Genomic DNA, 16,852 nt, shown 5'->3' with positions numbered 1-16,852 from the left:
AAGTAAATGAGAAAAACTCTATCTCTATTTTTGATTTTTTTCTCTTTATTATCAGCAGCAGAAATAGATAAACGTTTTTTTGCAAAAGAAAGCAAAGAAGCCTACTTGACCCAGATGGAAGCAAATATTACTTCTAACCCTGACAAAGAGTCTGCGACACTTGAAGCTGCTCTTTTGAAGGAAATTAGATCTCAGGATCAAAAAACAGTTCAAATCGGTTATCAATATGAAAGCCTTGATCCTAACAGTCAACTTGATTCTAATGAACTTGAAAAAAGTATCAGTCGCTATGTAGAAGCCAGACAGGTTTTGGTACAAAGTGAAAAAAAGTCCGAACAATTAAGCAGTAAACTGGACTATGTTAAAGAACAGATCAAAGATATTACTGAAGAACATAGAGATAAATTAAAGGCTTATCAATTACAGTATACGCTTTACAAACTGCTTTTATCACATGAAAACAGCAAAATAGCTATGCTTGATAAGACGATAAAATTTAATGAAAAATTTTTTCTTAACATGCTCGCTAAATTCCGTACAGATGGATATGAAAAGGCCTTAGAAAATCTTAAACATGACCGTTCTATGCTTGATGAACTGCAAAGTAAAATAGCAGCAATGGATGTACAGATAGAGCATGAGCAGTTATTGGAGTCGATAGATCTGGATAAGCTCCTTACAGAACGCAAAAATCTAGAAGATAAGTTAAACAGTGCAACAATTGAAAACGTAAACAGTATGTTGCATATAGCATTGTTTGAGCTTGCTCTTAAAAAAGACAACTCCTTTTATGATACATTGAAAAAATCTTCTGAACTAATCTCTTCTGTGAGTTCAATGGAAAAAGAAGGCCTTCAACTGCATCTTCAATTGTTAAGAACAATGGGAAAAGCATTTTTTGGTGTCACTTCTGTCGCCGTGATTACATCCAAAGAGAGTTTAACAGATACACTCAATTATATTATTTCATTACTCTATAAACCGTTATTTGTTTTCAATGAAAAGGCCGTGAACAGTGCAGATATTTTAAAGGTTCTGCTAATCTTTGTGATAGGTATGTTCATCGCATCCCTTTATAGAAGACGCATTGTAAGATGGTCTGCAAATTGGGTCAAGGCCACACCTATGACAACAAAATTAATGGCTAATTTCGGTTACTATTTTATTATTGTAGTAACGTTTTTGGTGGCTATTAACAGTGTCGGGATCGATCTGACCTCTTTTTCAATGTTTGCAAGTGCTTTGGCTATCGGTATAGGTTTTGGTCTCCAAACAGTGGTCTCCAACATGGTTTCAGGGATCATTATGATGTTTGAAAGAAGTGTAAGAGTAGGGGACTTTATAGAACTTAACGAGACGCTAAGAGGTACAGTTACAGATATGCGGATCAGGTCGACTGTGATTAAGACGCTTGACAACATAGATATCGTAGTACCAAACTCTTCATTTATTCAAAATAATGTTATCAACTTGACATTAGATGATACGATGCGAAGACTTCATATCCCTTTCGGTGTGGCATATGGTACTGAAGTTAAGAGAGTTAAAGAAGTAATACTTGGAGAGCTTTCACAAAGTGAGTTGCTCTATTATAAAGGAGATAAGGAAGAGCAGCAACCGGCTGTCCGAATGATAGGTATGGGTGCAAGCAGTGTAGACTATGAACTCTTGGTATGGATAGATTGGAATATTCAAAGACAATATGCTACCAAGTCGGATTTTTTGATACTTGTCTACAATGCACTCTATAAACACGGTATAGAGATTCCATTTCCTCAGATGGATTTGCATGTCAAAAGTGAAAAAAATAATATTATAAATGAGTTGTGAATGAATAGTTAAAAGGAACAATCATGCAGAACACAGAATTAAATATTGATGCATTACATCATGAAGACTTGGACAATCCTCTTCACCCTTCGATCTTTGATCGGAATGAAGGGTATGATATTCTTATCATACGTTTGCCGATTTTGAAAAAACTGCATGAAATTGATATGGTTTCTTTTGGTTTTGTTATTTCCGAGAGTACAAGTTATTTTTATCATAAAACATCACGAACTTTGGAGATACTGCCAAAGCGCTTTGAGAGCATTTATGAAATGTTGGATAAGAAGATTGATGATATCTTAAAGTTTTTCCGGGATTACCAGGATGAGATTTTATTGATTGAAGAGAAACTATACGCACAAAATCTTGATAAAGAATTTATGTCAAGATGGCTTAGACATAAAAAGGACATTGTACGTATAGAACGGGTAATGCAATTGACAGCAGATGAACTAAAGGACTTTATCGAGGTTTATGAACATCATAATGATTTCCCTGTAAATCATTATTATGATCTCTTAGAGCATTGTGAACGTATTCACAGATCTGCATCGCTGCAATTGACAAAACTGGACTATATCTATAATTTTTATACGACACGTACGGCTGAGAAGATGAACCGTATCATCTTTCTGCTTACTATTATCTCAGGGGTCTTTTTACCCCTTAATCTTTTTGTCGGATATTTTGGAATGAATACGAGTGGTTTACCTTTTACAGCAGCTGGAAATGGAACAATGAAGGTGTCAATTATGATGGCTTTCATCATGATGGTGAGTATATTTTTAGTAGTGCTTTGGAGAAAAAGGATGGAAAAAAACGAACTATAACTGAAACAATGCATCTTTGTTTTCCTAGATCATCTATAAAATATCCCTTTTCTTTCCTTTCTTTTTATCGCTTAACATAAAAAAATTTAAAAATTTCTCCCAATGCTATCTTAATGCTATTTTGACATGAAATAATTTGTTATTAGAGTGAAAAAAAGGAGCTGTTCATGGCAAAAAAACTATTTCTTGTGATCGGGGCACCGGGTTCTGGTAAGACGACAGATGCAAATCTCATTGCCAGTAGACATAAAGAGCATATCGTACACTACTCAACCGGGGATATGCTACGTGATGAGATTGCCAGCGGTAGTAAGCTTGGAGAGACGATCAACAGTTATATTAAACAAGGTGAGTTGGTTCCTCTTGAGATCATTATGGACACAGTGATCACTGCGATTAAGTATGCACCGACAGATGTAGTTGTTATCGATGGTTTTCCACGAAGTATAGAACAGATGAAGGCATTTGATGATATATTAAGTATGGAAGATGATATTCATCTTGTTTCTGTCATTGAGGTAAGAGTATGTGAAGAGATCGCACGTGAACGAATACTGGGTAGAGCTGCTGAAGCCGCACCGGGTCAGATTCGCAGTGATGACAAAGAAGAAGTCTTTTATGAGCGCATGAAGATATATAATGAGCCTTTAGAAGCGATACAAGAATTCTATACAGAAAAAAGGCTTCTAAAAGTGATTGATGGAGAAAAGCCGCTTGATATAGTGGTGAGCATGATGGAACTGTTTATTTTGAGCAGAACCAGTGTTCCTTCTATTCATATCTCAAACGATAGCTATCGTGCAGTAAGGATCTAACAGATTTAAAAGGAGTAACGATGACACTGATTGAACTGTTTAGTGATTATATAAGAAATAAAAAAAGTTTGAAACTCTATGTGCAGGAGAGAAAAAACTACCATACACGTGGTGAATTCAATGATGAAACTTTGATTGAGGCAGAAGAGTATCTGCAAAAACTCAAACAAGAAGAACCGAAAATCTATGATCTCATGTATGAGACTTTAGAGCAGTATTATGAAGAGGATTGCGGACATTATGTCGAGTATCCACTCAATTTTATACGTCAGATCTTGCGGATATATAGAAATCATATTCCTGCAGAAAAAGTTTATGAAAACTATAGAGAAGGATTAAAGCACCACTATTGTGATGCTTAGAAATTTAACTCTAGATTGATTTTGTATGGGTTGAAAGATCCATGCTGTAGTTCCCTTTAATGCCAACCGCGACTTGAGCCACTATCTCGGTAGCATGGATCTTTCAGCCCATACAATTGACATTTGAAACAAAGTGACTCACTAAAAGTTACTTCCTTCCTACATATTTTCCAATGAGTCCTTTTTTCAAGTCGATGAGATATTTATTGATTTATCTACTTGTGTTGTGTCGTTTTATGTAAATATTTTGCAACTGCATCTTCATCATTTGAGTGTGACAGAATAATATCGGCAACTTCCTTGACTTCATCCAGTGCATTAGATACTGCAACTGAAGTACCGGCAAGCTTGAACATACCTATGTCATTAATGCTATCACCAAAAACAGTCATCTCCTGAGTATCGCGGCCAAGGTATTCAGCAACCTTTTTCAGTGCATGGGCTTTATCTCCTTCAGGATGAAGAACAGTCAAAAACCAGCCATCTGAATACTTCTCAGGAGAGAGCTTATACTCTAATGCGTCACTAAATGTTTTCTGTAGATGTTCCGTCAGAGGCTTTAGTGTATCAAGCTGACCAAAATAGACGATCTTGAGGTTCATCTCTTCAGCACGGATCTGCTCATGTACCCTTAGACGTGGATCACCTGCATAGTTATTCAGTACACCTTTTTGATAAAGATTGAGGGTAGTGGGTACGTTAAAAGATTCGTTGAGCTCCATATCTTTGAGTGAAATGATGAAAGGGTAGATACCAAATTTTGCTCCTTCAGCAATAACCGCATCACCAAGCTCTTTGTTGATAAGTTTGAGATCGATAAGCTTCTTTTCCGGTGTGACAACCATCGTCCCGTCAAGCAGGATCATCGGCGCATGAAGGTGGAGCTTATTCAGAAAATCATGGGTCTTTTGAAAACTCCTTGCCGTAGCTACAGAAAGGATAGAGTCTTTGCTTAGCTCATTCCATACCTTGGCACTAAAGTCACTTATACTCTGATCAGTCCTTAGAAAAGTATGGTCTAGATCCGTGATATATATTTTATTCTTTTTATCCATTTTAACTGGCAAATCCGCTTTTAAAATTATCTTTTGCTTGAACGATCGCTTTTTGTTTCTCTTTGCGTACTGGATCTTTTTCAACAAAGATCTTCTTACGTGTGACCGGGTCCATTTCTGTATAGTACATCACGGCAGAGTAGGTACCAGGAGTAGGAGTAAAGACCTGTGCTTGTTCAGGGTTCATCTTCAGTTCTTGGGTGGTAAAGCGTTTAAGCTCATGCATGTCATTCTCTGTACAGCCTGGATGTGCAGCAATGAGATAGTAGGTCAGGAATTGTTTTTTACCCATATCTTTGTTAAGTTTATCATAGAGACGTTTGAAGTCTATAAGGGTCTGTTTACCCGGTTTACCCATCAAATCAAGTACATGCTGCTGTGTATGTTCGGGTGCAACCTTCATCTGTCCTGAAATATGATGTTCAACCAGCTCTTTAAGGTAGCTGTAACCCTTGCGTTTATCTTCATTGATAAGGTCATAACGGATCCCCGAGGCAACAAAGGCTTTTTTGATACCAGGGATATTGCGCACCTGTTTCATCAAGCCGATCACTCTGGTATGGTCAGGCTTCATTGAACTGCACAGGTGCTTAGAGTCGACACAGCGCTGATGGGCACAGGTTCCGTGTTTGAGTTTCTTGTTACACTCATAGCCGTACATATTTGCCGTAGGCCCTCCAAGGTCTGAGATGATCCCTTTAAAGTCTTTGTACTCTTTGAACTTGTTGGCTTCTTTGACGATATTTCCTTCACTTCTAGTACGGATCGTACGTCCCTGGTGTACACCGATCGCACAGAAGTTACACTCACCCCAGCAGCCATGATGGGTCATGATGGAGAATTTGATAGTCTCCAGGCACTTGACTTGACCTTCAGGTCTATGATAGGGATGCAGTTCTCTAGTATACGGCAGGCTTGCAACCTCGTCCATCTCTTGCTCATTGAGATAGTCACATGGCGGGTTTTGAATAGCATAGCGTCCGTCTACTTCCTGGCAAAGCCCTTTTGCCGAGATTGGATCATTATTATCATAGAAGTGATCAAAGAGATCGATATACTTCTCTTTATCTTCCAGACAGGCTTTGTAGGAAGGTAGTTGGATAAACTCTATTATTGGTTCTTTACTAATGTAACAAAGTCCCCTGATATTTTTCCATTCCTTCCCCTTGTCCAGTGCCTGAGTCAGTTCACGGACTGCCTCCTCACCCATACCGTACACAATGATATCGGCTTTAGAATCAAATAAAACAGGCTTTCTAAGTTTGTTACTCCAGTAATCATAATGCGTGACGCGGCGTAAACTTGCTTCGATACCACCCAAAACGATAGGTACAGTATTTTTAAAGTTTTGACGAATGAGATTGGTATAGACCAGTACGGCACGGTCAGGTCGTTTGGTATTTTTACCGCCTGGAGTATAGTCATCACTGTTACGGAATTTTTTGGTGGCAGTGTAGTTGGCAACCATAGAGTCGATACTTCCGCCGCTTACTCCCCAGTAAAGACGAGGCTCTCCTAAACGTTTGATATCCTTATCACTCTTTACATCAGGCTGCCCGATGATACCGACTTTGTATCCTAGTTTCTCCAACATACGCCCGACAACAGCCACACCGATAAAGGGTGAGTCTATATATGCATCACCACTGACAAGGATCACATCACATTGATCCCAGCCTAACGCATCCATCTCTTGACGTGTGGTCGGTAAAAAACTTTTCTCATTTTTTTTCATTATAAGCCTTCAAATATTGATGACATAGTAGCATAACTCACTTACTAGACTCTTAAGAAGAAAATTTATCAAAAAGCAGGTCAGTGTCTAGTCTATAAAAGTTACGGAGCTCTTCGTAAATATCGGGAAAAAATCTCTTTAGAGAGTGTGGTGCCATGAAGAATCTTTCACTGCACACAGCAAAAAACTCTGCTTCATTTTCCAGAGCATAGGTACCTAAAAAGGCAGCCTGTTTGGTAATGAGGTTACGTTTGACCTGTTTTGTAAGGATGATAAATGCATTGGAAAAAGCTTGCGCATATCGAGGATAGGATGCAAAAGTGTCAAGTTCGGGAGTGCCATCAGGCATACCGTCTTCTAAGTCCAGTTCATGGGCAAATTCATGGATAATGACGTTCTCTTTACTCTCACTGGAGATGTGATGTTGAATATACTGCCATGATATAACGACCATTCTATTGGCAGACTCTCCGGCAAGTAAAGAGGTTTTATTGGCATGGATTCCGTTATGAGTATATGACTGATCAACGATAAAGTCTTTAGGATAGATGATAATTGTTGCTACCGTATCGTGCTCATCAAGGTCAAATCCCAACCGTACAAGCGAAGCATAAAAGGCAATGACCACTTTGATCTCATCAGTGATCTTCATCTTCACTCCAACAAACTCCTTTTGATCGATAAAGAGAAGGATACGGGTATGTATCTTTTCCCTAAGATCACCTGGAAGATATAGATAGTGAGGTAAGGAGAGTAGTATCTGTTTATAGGTAGGAGGTAAAGGCATATTTTTGAATTTTTTATACCGCCACATTCCTATAAAATACTCAACACTCTTCCAGAAAAGAAACAGTGCGACCAGGGCAAAGAAAAATTGAATCAGTACTAGATAATAACTCATAAAGATATCATAGCTTAAAGGAGTTAAAGATTGAAGGAGGGGTGAAGGATAGAAGGGTCCTTTCGGACTCTTCTACAGATTATTTCATATCAGGTTTAGGAGTTTCTGAAGTGATCTTTGGAAGTTGTGGATACTCTATCATCGGTTTTCTTCCTTCAAGTGCATTGAAGAATGTTACGATTTTTTCTGCATCTGCATCGGAGATCTCTTGACCAAGTTGTGTTCTTCCCATCTCTTGTACAGCCTCTTTAAGTGACCAGATCGTACCATTGTGGAAATATGGAGCAGTTTCAGTGATGTTTCTAAGCGTAGGTACTTTTACCATACCGTTCTTATCACCCTTGAAGTCACCAACATCTGCATATTTGTACTTTCCGATCAATGGGAACTTCTGCATACCGCCGCCAAGTGCAACACCTCTGTGACATGCGATACACCCTTTTGCGAGAAATGTCTCCAAACCTTCTTTTTCTGCATCGCTAAGTGCATCGTCTTTACCATTGAGGAAGTCATCGAAACGTGATGGAGTAACCAATGTTCTTTCAAATTTACCGATTGTTGCTGTGATCGTTTCAAAATTGATCTTTACATCATCACCATATGCTTTCTTGAATGCCTCAACGTACTCTGGCATAGTATTGACCCTATCAACAACCAATGATGGAGCTGCAGCCATTTCAGGCATTGCCTGCATAGGTCCTTGTGCCTGGTCTTCAAGATCCGGGCTTCTACCGTCCCAGAACTGTTTTTCTGCAAATACAGCATTGTAAACTGTCGGTGAGTTCAGATGGTGTGGGTTTGCTGTCCAGTTATGTCCTACTGCAGCACTAACACCGTCTACTCCACCCATTCCAAGGTTGTGACATGTATTACATGAGATCAATCCACTTTTTGATAGTCTAGGTTCAAAGTATAGCTGTTTCCCCAGTTCTACTTTTTCCGGTGTGATCGTACCATTTGGATCAGTCAGTTTTGAGAGTTCGCTTTTATCAGTCGGGATCGGTAAAAGTCCCATTGTTTTTGCTTTATCAGCTAATGAACCGGCAAATAGTACTGATGATGCTACAAGTGATGCAGCTATAATTTTAGACATTTTCATTTATTCTCCTTATGAATTAGATAAGTATTGTACAATTGTAATACTTATATCTGTAATAAAAATTATCATTTAAGAAAAAATTTCTCTCATTAATAAAACTTTCTAAAAAATGATTTATGATAGCTGTAATTGACATCCCCTAATGCGATATGAAAGTCATAATCCCTTCATCTCACTTTCCACATTGTAACAAAAATTTATAACAAATATCAACATTTATCATACTGTTAATATAGCATTATGCTATTTGTATTGTGGGGAAGGTGGTCTACTATATCAACATGAGACTTTTTTCAGGTGTGGTATCCATATACTGCTTTTTGATGAACAATCAATTTACTCTGCCAAACCGATTTGTTTTAAAAGAGACTGGTTATCCCAGAACAAATACTCTTCAGTCATTTTCCCATCTGCTCCCCATTTCCCGATAGTAGCCATTCGGAGTTTGAATTTTTTACCGGTAGGCGGCAATGTTTTGCCATTTCCAATTGGCATAGGAGCAGAAAATGTGCCTTCCAGCTCTCCGACAACACAAGTCCATTCACCTCGTCCAAATGCGATAGGGTGTTCCTTGATTTTTGTATCTGGGGCAAACACGAATAGTGGGGTTAGCATATCAATATGTTGCGGGAACAAACCTGTAGTGGTGCTACCATCCGGATAGTAGACTTTGATGTTGTCGGCATGACTATGATTGAACTTATCCCATTTCTGATTACTGTAAAAATCAAAATCAAGCTCATCAAAAGTAGCGATGCGTTGTTTCTGTAATGCTTCATCGTCAGTGAACGATTTGAGTTTCTCAGCAAGGACTTCAGCTTTATCTTCACACTTTGTCAATTTGAAATTTTCCGGTGTCTCTGTCTCCTCTGCCCATGCAACCAAAGTAACTCCGATGCAAACTACGGCTAGTGCAAGTATATGTTGAATTCTTTTTTGTGTAGTCATGATCTATCTCCTTTTTTATTTAGAGTCAAAATCACACTATTTTTTACTGTTACATTTTTAGTATACAATAAATATTATTGTTTTATATAATTAATATTTTTTATATAAAATAATATAAATTAATATTTGTTTTTCTAAAAACTTCAATAAAATGTTTATTCTTTGATTTTTATAAGTATTGTATAAGGATCGAAAACTGTTATAATGTTCCTTACTTTGTATGGGTAAAGGCTGACTATGAAACACTACAGAGGCATCCGTAAAAAACTTACCGCATATATCGATCAGTTTCTTGCTACAGGGGATAGCGTAGAAAATATCAGAGACATCTGGTATAAGTTCAAAGGGGAGATTGAATATCTCAAAAATATGCCTGATGATAAATGGGATATCTACGTTAACCGCCTGATCGGAGAGTACCTATATGAACTTTTTTTGGACGGTGATGTGACGATCTATAGCAGGCTCAATGTGATCACCAAGGGACTCAGCAATGATACCCATACCTACAACACCCCAATTGTACTTTTTTCTGAGAAACCGACCCGAAGCACGGACATGCTCTCAGAAGCCCTGTTATGCGGTATCTACAGCAGTACCGGACAGATCCCATCCTTTGAATCTGTAAACATTGCCCAGTATCTCAACCGTACTGCAAAGCACAATAGAGCTTACCTTATCGCCATTACCGATTTCGATCCTGCTGGAGAATCTATCTTCGGCTCCCTTGCCCAAAAGGTTGAAAACGACTTGAAGCTTATCAACCCGGATATTGAGTTTACTTCTATTCCTATACTTTTTGGTAGTGGATATGAAGATATCGTATCCCATTATCCTACTTATACTCTTAGCGGCAATAAACGAAACAAGCTAAACCAGGCATGGATCGATAAAGGACAGACTCTAGGTGTCGAGCTTAACGTTGTGGAAAACAAAGCCGAACTCCTGGAAGCAGCCATCCTCAAATCAGTTGCTCCGGAAGTAGCGGAAGAGTTGAGTAGACATCGATGGAAACAGCAAAAAGAAGAAGAGATGTTAGCCTCTGACAAGCGATATACGCAACTGCATGAACAGCTAAAACAAAGGATAGCTGATATTAGAGAGGAAGTAGAGTCTATGGAAACGGTATTTGATGCGAAGTGGTCTACCCCGATCGATGTGGATGGGGTCAAGGATATGACGAAAGAGAAGTAAAAAAAGAAAGAGGAGGGTATTCTCTGTATTTTCCTCTTATGTCGTCATAGATGTCCAGGCAGCTAGGTTTACTATCCTTTGATTTGTGTCAACGGCAACAACCGTGAGTCTTCCAAGGCAGCATATCGATGTCCGATACCGGCAAGGTACTCCGGGTCATCGGCAAACGCCATAAAATCCTTTAAGGAGTTTTGCCTTACCATCATGACCATATCCCAAGACTCCTCGACCGGGCCTATAAGATAATGTGCTCCTTCACCGAGGAAAAGAATATCGCCGCCGCTATTACGAAGAAGGGGAAGTGTATGGTCAATGTATTTTTGATATGCTTCCCGGCCTGTAAGTGTATAGGATGCAGAGAGTTCCGGAAAGTCGGTATAATCCGCTTCCTTCCTAAAACGAAGCAGGTTCAACATAACGACTTCACCTGTAATATTTCTTGAAAAAAGGGATCTTCCACCCTCTTGGGAAGCTTCTAAATATGTTTTCATTGAAGTCACCTTTATATTTTTTTCAGAATTGAAATCAGGGTTAATACCTCTTTATCGTCCAAGTTTTCCAGTATACTTTCTGATGAGGTTATCATCGTCTGTAAGGCATCTTTGAACAATTTCTCTCCGCTTATGGAGAGTTTGACCAAGCTGACCCTGGCATCTCGCGGATTGATCTCTTTTTGTACCAGGCCGATTTTCTCCAACGGATTCAGTGCCCGAGTGATACCCGATGCACTCAACCCTACCTGTTCTGCAAGGTCAATTCGTCTCATGGCTTTCGTGCCACTGCTATCGAGATAAAACAGGATAAAGAATTCAGATAGACTGATCCCGTGTAGACTGAGGTGCCGATCAACACTTTTTTGTAGTTGTGTCTGAAGTGAATAGAGTTGTAAAAGGCAATCTAATTTGTTTGTCATATAAATCCTTGATAAATATTTGATTAAGCAAGTATATTAAAAAAAACTTGTGCTGTCAAGTATCTATTAATTATTATAATTATTCAACTGAACAGATCAGTGGGTACCTATAGAAAAACCTTTAGCAAAGCATCACGCGCTTCTGTGATCTGGAGAAATAGTTCATGGCTGCCGCCGACATCCGGGTGTGCCTTTTTGACAAGCTTGCGGTAAGCGCTGTTGATCTGGGGTTCTTCAAGCTCGCCTTCGATCGGCAAGCATAGCAGTTCTCGATACTCTTGTTCATTAAACAGTTGTATACGGGTTGCCTGGCGTCTCTTTTTTGCATTAGATCGGACAAGGTCTTCAAAGAGTTTCTGCTGGGCTTCACGGTGTTTTTGAATAGCTTCCTGACGAAACTGTACCTGATCTTTCTGCCATCTTTCGCGTGACATGACCATACACGCAGCGAAGCTGGTCAGACCATTTTTCTCAAGCTCTTCAAGACTGAGCGGGCCTACCATATCGTAAGGTACTTCCAGCCAGACATTGATGCCCTCAGGACCTTCTTCGATCCTTCCTATGGTAACTAAATCACTGATGCCCAGAGTACCATTCCAAATGATCCACTGTACTTCTTCTATAGGACTGCCTTTGTAGTGCATGAACTATCTCCTCTTAGAGGGTAATTATAATGATATGCAATAACCATACTAATCGTATAGTTACATTGTAATTTTTAACGTACTGAACAAGGGGATAAAAGCTGTTTATTTTTTTATACACGCAGTTTGATCTATTGTTGAAAGACAAAAAAGCACTCATTCAATCCTTGGGTGTATTGCTGTTGTCCCTCTAATTATGTTAAAATTATGCCTTGATAAAATAGGATAAAATGAATGGGTATTTTTGCTTTACAATCAATTGCCGGAGGTTTTTTAGATGAAGATCTAAAGCATTTCAATAAGGTTTTTGATGACTGGTGTGTACAGTTTGATAGTTTGGAAGATGCACAGCTTATACTGGACACCCTTGAGCAACCTGATACAGTCAAGATCGTAGAGATCACACCGCTAAGCTATCCAAAATACTTCTTCCCAAAACTACAGGGTATCATCCACGCTACACGGGAGTATGAAGGAAAGATCATCTGCATTGTTGAACCACAAATGGGTATGAGTTTCCGCATAGCCGTATGTGATATGAAGACCAAAAAGGTAAGAATGCTACGTACCCGCTACAAAAGTGCGCAAAGTGTCGAAGGGGTATTTGCTAATCTATCTTTTGAGTTATGACGTTTTTTTACTTTTCATTTTTTTCACTCCAATCGTTCTATTGTAAGTCAATACATAACTTTTAGTCAATATAAGACTTCTCATGATTCATTACATTCTTGTCTGTATTCCCATCGAAACGATACAAATGAGGCAAGAAAAAAAGAGCTGTATTTTATCGCTGCAAAAGAGAAAACTTCAAGTATAATTTCACCTTCAAGAGAAGGTGAACAAGCAAGTGAACAATGAAAAGCAAACCATAGATCTACTCTCACAAATAGGCAAACTGCTTTTACAACACGGAGCAGAAACAGAGCTTGTAGAGACAAGTATAAACAAAGCTGCAATGAAACTTGGCTGCCAGGATCTTACAATTTTGATCTTACCAAATGCAATTTTGTTGAGCTTGTCCTCAAATGGAAAGGTCTATAATACGAAACTCTACAAAGTAGAGAGGCAGGATGTCAATTTTACCGTACTTGACAAAATGATGGGGATAATCGAGCAAATAGATGCAACTGCAGATAGCGAGAAGCTTCTTGAAGAGCTCAAAGACGAAGCGAGTTTGAGTCCTATGTATCCTTATTATTTACGTAACATTATGGCGGGTATCGGATGTGGCTCGTTTAGTTTGCTTTTTGGCGGGGATCTTTACATATGTGCAGCAACGTTTATCGCTGCTACTATAGGGTTTTATCTTAATGGTTTTTTATTAAAGCAATACTTTAACCCTTTTATCGCCATCATTCTCGTCTCTTTTGTCACAACAATAAGCTCTGGTCTTTTAACGCTTCATAATGAGATGGCCCATATAGCAATCGCTTCATCAATCCTCTTTTTGGTTCCAAGTGTTGCGTTTATTAACTCTGTCAACGATCTTACAAAACGGCACTATACCACAGGTCTTGTTCGAGGAGTACGGGGAGTGATCATTTCATTTGCTATCGCTATCGGGATATCTTTGGCATTGAATATTTTGGGTGTGGAGAAGTTTTTATGATCCTTGATATCAGCATCGGTTTTTTTGTTTCTTTATCTTTTGCAATTCTTTTCAATGCTCCAAAACGTTCCTTGATCCCTATTATTATCCTTGGGATCGGGGCTGTATTTATTAAAAAATATATGTTGCTTTACAACTTCAGTTTAGAATTTTCAACATTTATCGCAGCGTTTTTTATAGGTTCTGTCAGTCTTTATTTCTCTCACCTGCAAAATATACCTATTTTAGTTTATGCGATCAGCAGCTCGATTGTTTTAGTCCCTACGGTTAATGCTTATAAAGCGATGATAGGTTTCATTCAGATCTCAACACATCAGATCAACAATCAAGAGCTTATTATCCAGTCTCTGCATTACGGTTTAAAAACATGGTTTGTGTTTGGGGCTATTGCTATCGGGATTGTATTGCCAACACAGTTTATAAAAAAATACAGGTTTAAAATACTCTAGGAGGTCGTACTGTTAAATGCTTCTTCATAGCACGGGGAATTCTTTTTTTACTTTCCATCTTCCCCAAGCTCCAGCTTGCGGGATGCATACCCATGCATGATATTAGCAGAATCTCATTTCTCGCTCCCAACCTCAAGATATGAGTATATACATAACTTTCAGTCATTATAAAACCTCTAATGACACATCACATTCTAGTCTGCATTCCCATCGGGATGATGGGAACGAGTCAAAATTTATTTCTACTTATTTGTTACACAGAAATTTGCAACAATAAAGCTGTAGCGAATAATCCCCAACCAAGATATTCTAATGTTCTTGCAAACAATTTGTATTTGTACTCATTATTTCTTTTATCATAGTGATCGACTACAACAGACAACATTACTAGGCAAGAGCATATGAAAGCAACATACATGATTAGTGCTGGATTATCATGAAGGTGAATACCGGAACTTCTTTTCCCTGGAATATAAAGGTCGTTGATATATATCCCATACCCTCCATAGATCAGTAAACCGATTGACCCAACAATATTAAAGGCTCTTTTCTTTAATGGAATCACATTAGGTTCGTAACTCATATATATCACACTTAATTTTTTTGTTTAACTATTTATTAGAGGAACCTATTGCATGCACTCTCTGAGAGACAATGTCCTCAATCCCCTTGTTTGTAATATAAGTAGTATATCAAAGAATGTCTTATTGTAAAAAATATGTGTTTGGGAGTAAAAGATGATTAAAAATGAGGATAAATTAAAAGGAGAGGAGGGTAAAACTACCCTCTGTTGCTTCCGCGTCCAGCGTTACGGCTGTCACGTCCGCTTCCGCCACCGCTTCGGTTACGGTTTTTAGGGCGTCTGTCCCCACCGCTCTCATTACGGTTACGATCATCACGTCTTCTTCTTTGACGTCCCCTACCTTTGTTTTTATTGCCTCTGTCTTCTCTAGATCTCTCTAGAGCATGGGCAATCTCTTCATGGTTTAGACCGATCTTGTCTTTACCTTTTACTTCATTTTCCTCTTGGATCATTGATGCAAGCAGGTGTGCAATAGTCACGATATCAAGGTCGTGTTGAAGTGTTTTAACGAGGTTGATAGCACCCTCAGTCACTCTGGTCTCAGCAATCTTTGAGATCAGTTCGCTAGCCTTTGCATTTTGTACTTCTATACGTGTAGGGATGATCTCTGTACTCATTTGTGTACCGACATCTTTTTCGATACGTTTGATAGTACGTAGTTCATTTGGACTTACCAAAGTGATCGCCTCACCTGATTTTCCACCACGACCAGTACGTCCGATACGGTGAACGTACGACTCAGAGTCAAATGGGATATGATAGTTGAAAACATGAGTTACATCATTGACATCCAGACCACGTGCAGCAACATCGGTTGCAACGAAGATATCGATCCCGCCTTGTTTGAAGGCACGGATAGTTACTTCTCTTTGTTTCTGCTCCATATCACCGTGTAGACCGCTTACCTTGAACCCTTGAGCTGTAAGATGGGCTACAAGTCTGTCGACCTCTTTTTTCATACGGCAGAAGATGATACATTTTGTAGGGTTTTTGTAGTCAATTAGTCTGACCAGTGCATCATCTCTCTCATGTTCTTGAACAACATAGTACTGTTGAGCGATCTTTGTATTGGTAGTTTCTGATTTTGTGATAGAAACAGTTTTTGGATCTTCAAGGATCTCTTCAGCCAGTTTACGGATCGCCTTTGGCATAGTTGCAGAGAACATAAGTGTCTGACGATCTTTTGGCATGAATTTGAAAATGTTCTTGATCTCATCGAGGAATCCCATATCCAGCATCTCATCAGCTTCATCAAGTACGACAAATTTTGGGCTTATCTTGATCTTTCCGCTTTCAAGAAGATCCTGAAGACGTCCCGGAGTTGCTACAACGATTGAGGCTTGTTTGATACGGTCTATCTGTTTACCGTATGCTGTACCACCGTAAACGGTTGCGGTTTTAAGTCCTGATTTTTGACCAAAACGGTAAAGTTCGTCACTTACCTGCATTGCAAGCTCACGTGTAGGAACGATAACCAACCCTTCGACACTGCCATCAGCCTCCATCATACTCATGATCGGTAGACCAAATGCTGCAGTTTTACCTGTACCGGTTTGTGCTTGAGCGATCATGTCATGTCCATCTAGGACTAAAGGGATTGCTTCTTGTTGAACGGGACTTGGCTCAGTAAAACCGGCCTCAGTCACAGCTTGTTGGATACTCTCTTTGAGATTAAAATCTGTAAATTTCATTTTGTTACTTTGTATTAAATTGTCGGTGATTGCTGTATCTTGGTATTTATATTTATAGTATCAAGAGGTGTAAAAACCTGTTTTTTGCAGTTGATACCAAACTGTGTCGCGTATATAGCGAGGATAAAGGAGATAAGATGCTATCTCATAAATAGAGTTTAGTACACTCTTGCATAAAAGTTCGGAATTATAGC

Annotated in this window: 18 protein-coding genes; 8 read left to right on the top strand and 10 right to left on the bottom strand. The window is 38.9% G+C overall.

Features of this window, described 5'->3' with window-relative positions; genetic code table 11:
* The first annotated feature begins 6 nt into the window (after positions 1-6).
* The 4 genes from PGH07_RS05935 to PGH07_RS05920 all read left to right on the top strand — a co-directional run bounded on the left by PGH07_RS05935 (position 7) and on the right by PGH07_RS05920 (position 3,837).
* The gene (locus PGH07_RS05935) at positions 7-1,830 is read left to right on the top strand and encodes a mechanosensitive ion channel domain-containing protein (RefSeq protein ID WP_289413412.1); all 1,824 of its coding nucleotides are present in this window, start codon (positions 7-9) and stop codon (positions 1,828-1,830) included.
* 23 nt (positions 1,831-1,853) lie between these two features.
* Positions 1,854-2,660: a magnesium transporter CorA family protein gene (locus PGH07_RS05930; protein ID WP_289413410.1), complete on the top strand. Its 807-nt coding sequence runs from the start codon at positions 1,854-1,856 to the stop codon at positions 2,658-2,660.
* 167 nt (positions 2,661-2,827) lie between these two features.
* Positions 2,828-3,475, top strand: a complete 648-nt coding sequence (locus tag PGH07_RS05925) for an adenylate kinase (protein WP_289413408.1) — start codon at positions 2,828-2,830, stop codon at positions 3,473-3,475.
* Between the two features lie 20 nt (positions 3,476-3,495).
* Complete coding sequence (locus PGH07_RS05920; protein ID WP_289413406.1) at positions 3,496-3,837, top strand: hypothetical protein; 342 nt, start codon at positions 3,496-3,498, stop codon at positions 3,835-3,837.
* Positions 3,838-4,052: 215 nt separating this feature from the next.
* Here the strand turns inward: PGH07_RS05920 and PGH07_RS05915 are convergent, their stop codons facing one another.
* The 5 genes from PGH07_RS05915 to PGH07_RS05895 form a co-directional block, all read right to left on the bottom strand.
* Positions 4,053-4,892 carry an HAD family hydrolase gene (locus PGH07_RS05915; protein ID WP_289413404.1) on the bottom strand — a complete coding sequence of 280 codons (840 nt, stop codon included), beginning with the start codon at positions 4,890-4,892 and terminating at the stop codon, positions 4,053-4,055.
* 1 nt (position 4,893) lies between these two features.
* On the bottom strand, positions 4,894-6,627 hold the full coding sequence (locus PGH07_RS05910) for a YgiQ family radical SAM protein (protein WP_289413402.1): 1,734 nt from the start codon (positions 6,625-6,627) through the stop codon (positions 4,894-4,896).
* 52 nt (positions 6,628-6,679) lie between these two features.
* Entirely contained in the window at positions 6,680-7,528 is an 849-nt protein-coding gene (locus PGH07_RS05905) for a M90 family metallopeptidase (protein WP_289413400.1), read from the bottom strand.
* 79 nt (positions 7,529-7,607) lie between these two features.
* Positions 7,608-8,627 carry a cytochrome-c peroxidase gene (locus PGH07_RS05900; protein WP_289413399.1) on the bottom strand — a complete coding sequence of 340 codons (1,020 nt, stop codon included), beginning with the start codon at positions 8,625-8,627 and terminating at the stop codon, positions 7,608-7,610.
* A gap of 336 nt (positions 8,628-8,963) precedes the next feature.
* Entirely contained in the window at positions 8,964-9,575 is a 612-nt protein-coding gene (locus tag PGH07_RS05895; protein WP_289413398.1) for an ester cyclase, read from the bottom strand.
* A gap of 237 nt (positions 9,576-9,812) precedes the next feature.
* Between PGH07_RS05895 and PGH07_RS05890 the strand changes: the two genes are divergently transcribed.
* The gene (locus tag PGH07_RS05890) at positions 9,813-10,769 is read left to right on the top strand and encodes a hypothetical protein (protein ID WP_289413397.1); all 957 of its coding nucleotides are present in this window, start codon (positions 9,813-9,815) and stop codon (positions 10,767-10,769) included.
* Between the two features lie 71 nt (positions 10,770-10,840).
* Here PGH07_RS05890 and PGH07_RS05885 read toward each other — a convergent pair whose 3' ends face one another.
* The 3 genes from PGH07_RS05885 to PGH07_RS05875 all read right to left on the bottom strand — a co-directional run bounded on the left by PGH07_RS05885 (position 10,841) and on the right by PGH07_RS05875 (position 12,326).
* On the bottom strand, positions 10,841-11,260 hold the full coding sequence (locus PGH07_RS05885; protein WP_289413396.1) for a DUF1330 domain-containing protein: 420 nt from the start codon (positions 11,258-11,260) through the stop codon (positions 10,841-10,843).
* Between the two features lie 11 nt (positions 11,261-11,271).
* Positions 11,272-11,682 (bottom strand): MarR family winged helix-turn-helix transcriptional regulator, encoded by a 411-nt coding sequence (locus tag PGH07_RS05880; protein ID WP_289413395.1) that lies wholly within the window; start codon positions 11,680-11,682, stop codon positions 11,272-11,274.
* 107 nt (positions 11,683-11,789) lie between these two features.
* A complete protein-coding gene (locus PGH07_RS05875) occupies positions 11,790-12,326 on the bottom strand; it encodes a J domain-containing protein (RefSeq protein ID WP_289413393.1) in 537 nt (178 codons plus the stop codon).
* 234 nt (positions 12,327-12,560) lie between these two features.
* Between PGH07_RS05875 and PGH07_RS05870 the strand changes: the two genes are divergently transcribed.
* From PGH07_RS05870 to PGH07_RS05860, 3 genes are all read left to right on the top strand, one after another.
* A complete protein-coding gene (locus tag PGH07_RS05870) occupies positions 12,561-12,956 on the top strand; it encodes a hypothetical protein (protein WP_289413391.1) in 396 nt (131 codons plus the stop codon).
* A gap of 217 nt (positions 12,957-13,173) precedes the next feature.
* Positions 13,174-13,935, top strand: coding sequence for a threonine/serine exporter family protein (locus tag PGH07_RS05865; RefSeq protein ID WP_289413389.1), 762 nt, complete (start codon positions 13,174-13,176; stop codon positions 13,933-13,935).
* The gene (locus PGH07_RS05860; RefSeq protein WP_289413387.1) at positions 13,932-14,384 is read left to right on the top strand and encodes a threonine/serine exporter family protein; all 453 of its coding nucleotides are present in this window, start codon (positions 13,932-13,934) and stop codon (positions 14,382-14,384) included. The genes PGH07_RS05865 and PGH07_RS05860 overlap by 4 nt, the downstream gene beginning before the upstream one ends.
* Positions 14,385-14,637: 253 nt before the next feature.
* Here the strand turns inward: PGH07_RS05860 and PGH07_RS05855 are convergent, their stop codons facing one another.
* Both PGH07_RS05855 and PGH07_RS05850 read right to left on the bottom strand, forming a co-directional pair.
* Positions 14,638-14,967 (bottom strand): hypothetical protein, encoded by a 330-nt coding sequence (locus tag PGH07_RS05855; protein WP_289413385.1) that lies wholly within the window; start codon positions 14,965-14,967, stop codon positions 14,638-14,640.
* Between the two features lie 197 nt (positions 14,968-15,164).
* Positions 15,165-16,658 (bottom strand): DEAD/DEAH box helicase, encoded by a 1,494-nt coding sequence (locus PGH07_RS05850; RefSeq protein WP_289413383.1) that lies wholly within the window; start codon positions 16,656-16,658, stop codon positions 15,165-15,167.
* Positions 16,659-16,852: the final 194 nt, after the last annotated feature.

Origin of the sequence: Sulfurovum zhangzhouensis (assembly GCF_030347965.1) — a bacterium.
Classification (GTDB): domain Bacteria; phylum Campylobacterota; class Campylobacteria; order Campylobacterales; family Sulfurovaceae; genus Sulfurovum; species Sulfurovum zhangzhouensis.
This window is presented reverse-complemented; position numbering and strand designations above follow the sequence as displayed.

Bases quoted from the DNA above. Each gene is read 5' to 3' on its own strand.
- PGH07_RS05935 (WP_289413412.1), top strand. From the start codon at position 7: ATGAGAAAAACTCTATCTCTATTTTTGATTTTTTTCTCTTTATTATCA.
- PGH07_RS05930 (WP_289413410.1), top strand. From the start codon at position 1,854: ATGCAGAACACAGAATTAAATATTGATGCATTACATCATGAAGACTTG.
- PGH07_RS05925 (WP_289413408.1), top strand. From the start codon at position 2,828: ATGGCAAAAAAACTATTTCTTGTGATCGGGGCACCGGGTTCTGGTAAG.
- PGH07_RS05920 (WP_289413406.1), top strand. From the start codon at position 3,496: ATGACACTGATTGAACTGTTTAGTGATTATATAAGAAATAAAAAAAGT.
- PGH07_RS05915 (WP_289413404.1), bottom strand. From the start codon at position 4,892: ATGGATAAAAAGAATAAAATATATATCACGGATCTAGACCATACTTTT.
- PGH07_RS05910 (WP_289413402.1), bottom strand. From the start codon at position 6,627: ATGAAAAAAAATGAGAAAAGTTTTTTACCGACCACACGTCAAGAGATG.
- PGH07_RS05905 (WP_289413400.1), bottom strand. From the start codon at position 7,528: ATGAGTTATTATCTAGTACTGATTCAATTTTTCTTTGCCCTGGTCGCA.
- PGH07_RS05900 (WP_289413399.1), bottom strand. From the start codon at position 8,627: ATGAAAATGTCTAAAATTATAGCTGCATCACTTGTAGCATCATCAGTA.
- PGH07_RS05895 (WP_289413398.1), bottom strand. From the start codon at position 9,575: ATGACTACACAAAAAAGAATTCAACATATACTTGCACTAGCCGTAGTT.
- PGH07_RS05890 (WP_289413397.1), top strand. From the start codon at position 9,813: ATGAAACACTACAGAGGCATCCGTAAAAAACTTACCGCATATATCGAT.
- PGH07_RS05885 (WP_289413396.1), bottom strand. From the start codon at position 11,260: ATGAAAACATATTTAGAAGCTTCCCAAGAGGGTGGAAGATCCCTTTTT.
- PGH07_RS05880 (WP_289413395.1), bottom strand. From the start codon at position 11,682: ATGACAAACAAATTAGATTGCCTTTTACAACTCTATTCACTTCAGACA.
- PGH07_RS05875 (WP_289413393.1), bottom strand. From the start codon at position 12,326: ATGCACTACAAAGGCAGTCCTATAGAAGAAGTACAGTGGATCATTTGG.
- PGH07_RS05870 (WP_289413391.1), top strand. From the start codon at position 12,561: ATGGGTATTTTTGCTTTACAATCAATTGCCGGAGGTTTTTTAGATGAA.
- PGH07_RS05860 (WP_289413387.1), top strand. From the start codon at position 13,932: ATGATCCTTGATATCAGCATCGGTTTTTTTGTTTCTTTATCTTTTGCA.
- PGH07_RS05855 (WP_289413385.1), bottom strand. From the start codon at position 14,967: ATGAGTTACGAACCTAATGTGATTCCATTAAAGAAAAGAGCCTTTAAT.
- PGH07_RS05850 (WP_289413383.1), bottom strand. From the start codon at position 16,658: ATGAAATTTACAGATTTTAATCTCAAAGAGAGTATCCAACAAGCTGTG.